This is a genomic window from Actinocorallia lasiicapitis (genome assembly GCF_054778695.1).
This window is the reverse complement of the sequence record NZ_BAAGZI010000486.1, coordinates 1-3,825: the sequence shown is the minus strand read 5'-3', so window position 1 is coordinate 3,825 and position 3,825 is coordinate 1. Positions and strand designations below refer to the sequence as shown.

The window sequence follows — 3,825 nt, the reverse complement described above, 5'->3', positions numbered from 1 at the left end:
GGCGGGCGGGGGGCGGGCGGTGCCGATCGCCAGTGTCACCAAGGTGATGACCGCGTATGTCTTTTTGGAGAAGCGGCCGCTGCGGGACGGCCTGGACGGGCCGGAGTTCACGATCTCCGCGGCGGAGGCCGATCAGTATGTGTATCGGCTGGCGCGGCAGGAGTCGCTGATTCCCGTGCACGCGGGGCAGCGGTTCACGCAGCGGCGTGCGCTCGAGGCGATGATGACGGTCTCGGCGAACAACATCGCCCATGAGATCGCCCGGTGGACGTCCGGGGGCGAAGCGGCGTTCGTCCGGGAGATGAACGCGACGGCCCGTCGGCTGGGCCTCCGCGACACTCATTACGCCGATTCCAGCGGTTACGATCCCGGCTCCGTCAGCACGGCCCGCGACCAGGTGATCCTGCTGCGGGCGGCGACCCGGCTGCCCGGATTCCTGTCTGTCGCGTCCCGTAAGTCCGTTGTCGCGCCGGGGACCTCGCAGAGTTTTCCGGCCACCAATCCCGTGTTGGGGCGCAACGGAATTCTCGCCGGGAAGACCGGGTACACGAGCGCCGCGGGCGGCAACTTCGTGTTCGTCGCGCTGCTGCGTCCCCGGGGAGTTCCGACGCTGGTCTACGGCGCCCTCCTCGCGCAGACCGACGCCTCGGCGTCCGCCGCCACCGCGCTGTCCGCGCTTCCCCTGCTGACCGCCGCCCAGAAAGCGATCACCAGCCCCGCCACCACCCGGGAGGCGACCCGGCTGGCCGACCGCCTCCAAGCTCACCCGCTCTGATCCCGCACGCAACGCGCCGGGTGGATAAAACCGTCATGTACGCATGAGGGTTCCCGCGGCGCTGCTGCTGACCATGTTGATCTCCGGTTGTGGAACGGGCGCGGGCGACGTCCGCGCCCCGGCGCCGTCCGAGACCCGCTACACCGCCTCGGGCACCGTCCTCGAGGACCAACAGCATGGACCCCGGTTCTGTTCGGGCATCCTCCAGTCCCTGCCGCCGCAGTGCCAGGGCGGCCTCGATCTGCTGGGCTGGGACTGGAGCAAGGTGGAGCACGAGAACGTCCGTGGCGTCCGGTGGGGCGACTACACCGTCGTCACCCGCTGGGACGGCCGGCGTATGACCCTCGCCGAACCGCCGTCCCCGCCCCGCGAACGGAATTCCGACCAGGAACCGTCCTCCACCACGCCCTGCCCGAAGCCCGAAGGCGGCTGGAAGCCCATCGATCCGGCGAAGACCACCGAGAAGACCCTGAACGCGGCCATGGAGACCGCCCGGACCTCCCGGCATTTCGCCGGAACCTGGGTGGACCAGCTCATTCACCCCATCCGTGAGGGGAACGACCCGCGGCAGCTCGTCCTCAACATCGCCTTCACCGGCGAGCTCGCCGCCAACGAACGCGAGATCCGCGGTGTCTGGGGCGGCGCGCTGTGCGTCTCGTCCGCCCGGCACACCGAGGCCGAACTCGAACTCCTGCACACCAAGGTGGCGAAGGACGTCCCGGACCTCCGGTCCTCCGGCGTCGACACGGTGAAGAACCAGGTCAGCATCGACGTCTGGGTGGCTTCGGACGAGCTCCAGCAGACCCTCGACGCCCGCTACGGCCCGTCCAAGATCCGAGTCTGGGGGATCTTCCAGCCGCTCAGGTGAAGCGCAGGTGGAGGAGGGCGCCGGGGGTGGGGAGGGTGTGGGCGGTCAGGGTGGCGTGGTGGGCGGTGGCGATCTGGCGGGCCATCGCCAGGCCCAGTCCTGAGCCGGGCAGGGAGCGGGCGGACGGGGCCCGGTAGAAGTGGTCGAAGATGTGGGGCAGGTCTTCGGGGGCGATGCCGGGGCCGTGGTCACGGATGGTGAGGTCGGGGCGCGGATCGGCGGTCAGGGTGATCTCGACGGTGCCGTCGGCGGGGCTGAACTTCGCGGCGTTGTCGAGGAGGGTGGAGATCAGCCGGAGGAGGCGGGCGGGGACTCCGTCGACGAGGACGGGGGCGGCGATCTCGGCCGTGAACGTCAGCTCCGGCCAGGTGGTTCTGGCGGTTTCGACGGCGGTTTCGACCACTTCGTCGAGGCGGACCTCCTCGATGAGGGCGGGTGGTTCCTTGCCGCGGGCCAGTTCGATGAGGTCGTTCACGAGCTCCGTCACCGATCCGACCTGCGTGTTGAGGGCTTTGACGGCGCGGGCGCGCTGTTCGGGGGTGGCCCTGTCGCCGAAGGCCAGGATGTCGATGTTGGTCTTGAGCGCGGTGAGCGGGGTGCGGAGTTCGTGGGAGGCGTCGGCGATGAGCTGGCGCTGGGCGGCGAGGGAGCGTTCGAGGACGTCCAGCATGGTGTCGAACGACGCGGCGAGCCGGGCGACCTCGTTGCGGCCCTGGTCGTCGGCGGGGACGGGGAGTTCGGCGCGGCGGCTCGGGTCGCCGGTGGCGGCGATCAGTTCGGCGGTGTCGGTGAGGCGGGTGACGGGCCGCATTCCGGAGCGGGCGACGAGCCATCCGCCGCCGGCCGCGAGCACGATTCCGGCGCCGCCGAGCAGCAGGAGGACGGTCCTGAGCCGTCCGACGGAGTTCTCGTAGGTCTGCGACTGGACGGCGATCTGCACCGCCCCGCCCGGGACGTACCGGGTCAGCATTCGCCCGGCAGCACCATGGATTCGTATGTCACTGAACACATGATCATTCGAACCGTTCGCCACTTTCGCTGATTCCGAGGGAATCGGAAGTCCGGCGGGGCCGAGGCCGCCCGGCGGGGTGCCCTCGGGGATCGTCTGGACGCAGATCGCGGGGCCGCGCAGCGAGCAGGACGGCGTCGACGCCCAGCCCATCGGCGGGTCCTCCGACTCGAGGTCGGCGACGGTGCGCTGGAGCGTCAGATTCACCTGCCAGCTCAGCTCGTGCCGGATCGCGACGTACGTCGCGACCGTCAGCCCCGCGACGATCACGGCCGTCACTGCGGCCATCGCCACCGCCAGCCGCGACCGGATCGGAGCGCCCCGCCACCATCGGACGATCATGAGCCGGCCAGCCGGTACCCCACACCCCTGACGGTGTGGACGAGCCGGGGCTCGCCGCCCGCCTCCAGTTTCCGCCGCAAATACCCGATATAGACCTCGAGGGAGTTGGAGGCGGGCCCGAAGTCGAGTCCCCAGACACGGCTGCCGATCTGGCGGCGCGTCAACGTCATGCCGGGGTGTTCGAGGAGGACTTCCAGGACGGACCATTCGGTGAGCGTGAACTCGATCCGGCGGTCGCCGCGCCAGCCGGTGCGGGTCTCGGCGTCGACGACGAGGTCGGCGAGGCCGCGGGCCGGGCCCGGCTGGGAGCGTCGCAGGAGCGCGCGGACCCGGGCGAGGAGTTCGCCGAGGTCGAACGGTTTGGCGAGATAGTCGTCGGCGCCGGCGTCGAGGCCCTCGATCCGGTCGCCGACCCCGCTGAGCGCCGTCAACACGAGGATCGGGGTCCTGTCGCCGCGCGCCCGCAGGCTCCGGCAGACGGCGAGCCCGTCGACCTTCGGCATCATGACGTCCACGACCAGCACGTCGGGACGCCACTCCGCGACGGCCTTGATCCCCGCCGCCCCGTCACACGCGGTCCTGACCTCATACCCCGCGATCCGCAACCCGTCGGCCAGCGCCTCCCTGACCTCCTCCTGATCATCAACGACCAGAACCCCGAACTCCCCCACAATCCCCCCAAATCTCCCCCGCCACGCTACCCGCCACCCCGCGCCCGAAGCCCGGATCCCCGCGAATGATCATCACCGACGGCTCCGGGTCAGCACACGGCGGCCAGGCACGCTCTTGGCTGCTGTGTCAGCGGAGGGGGGGTGGGGGGCCTGGGGGGCG

At 70.6% G+C, this 3,825-nt stretch carries 4 protein-coding genes; 2 read left to right on the top strand and 2 right to left on the bottom strand.

From position 1 onward, the window contains the following. A partial coding sequence (locus ACYVE7_RS30770; RefSeq protein WP_460369659.1) for a D-alanyl-D-alanine carboxypeptidase family protein occupies positions 1-775 on the top strand: 775 nt, incomplete at its 5' end. A 43-nt stretch (positions 776-818) separates the two neighbouring features. Next, on the top strand, positions 819-1,643 hold the full coding sequence (locus tag ACYVE7_RS30765) for a hypothetical protein (protein ID WP_460369657.1): 825 nt from the start codon (positions 819-821) through the stop codon (positions 1,641-1,643). Here ACYVE7_RS30765 and ACYVE7_RS30760 read toward each other — a convergent pair. Both ACYVE7_RS30760 and ACYVE7_RS30755 read right to left on the bottom strand, forming a co-directional pair. Further along, positions 1,636-2,994, bottom strand: coding sequence for a sensor histidine kinase (locus ACYVE7_RS30760; RefSeq protein ID WP_460369655.1), 1,359 nt, complete (start codon positions 2,992-2,994; stop codon positions 1,636-1,638). The genes ACYVE7_RS30765 and ACYVE7_RS30760 overlap by 8 nt on opposite strands. Then, entirely contained in the window at positions 2,991-3,668 is a 678-nt protein-coding gene (locus tag ACYVE7_RS30755; RefSeq protein WP_460369661.1) for a response regulator transcription factor, read from the bottom strand. The genes ACYVE7_RS30760 and ACYVE7_RS30755 overlap by 4 nt, the downstream gene beginning before the upstream one ends. Positions 3,669-3,825 lie beyond the last annotated feature (157 nt).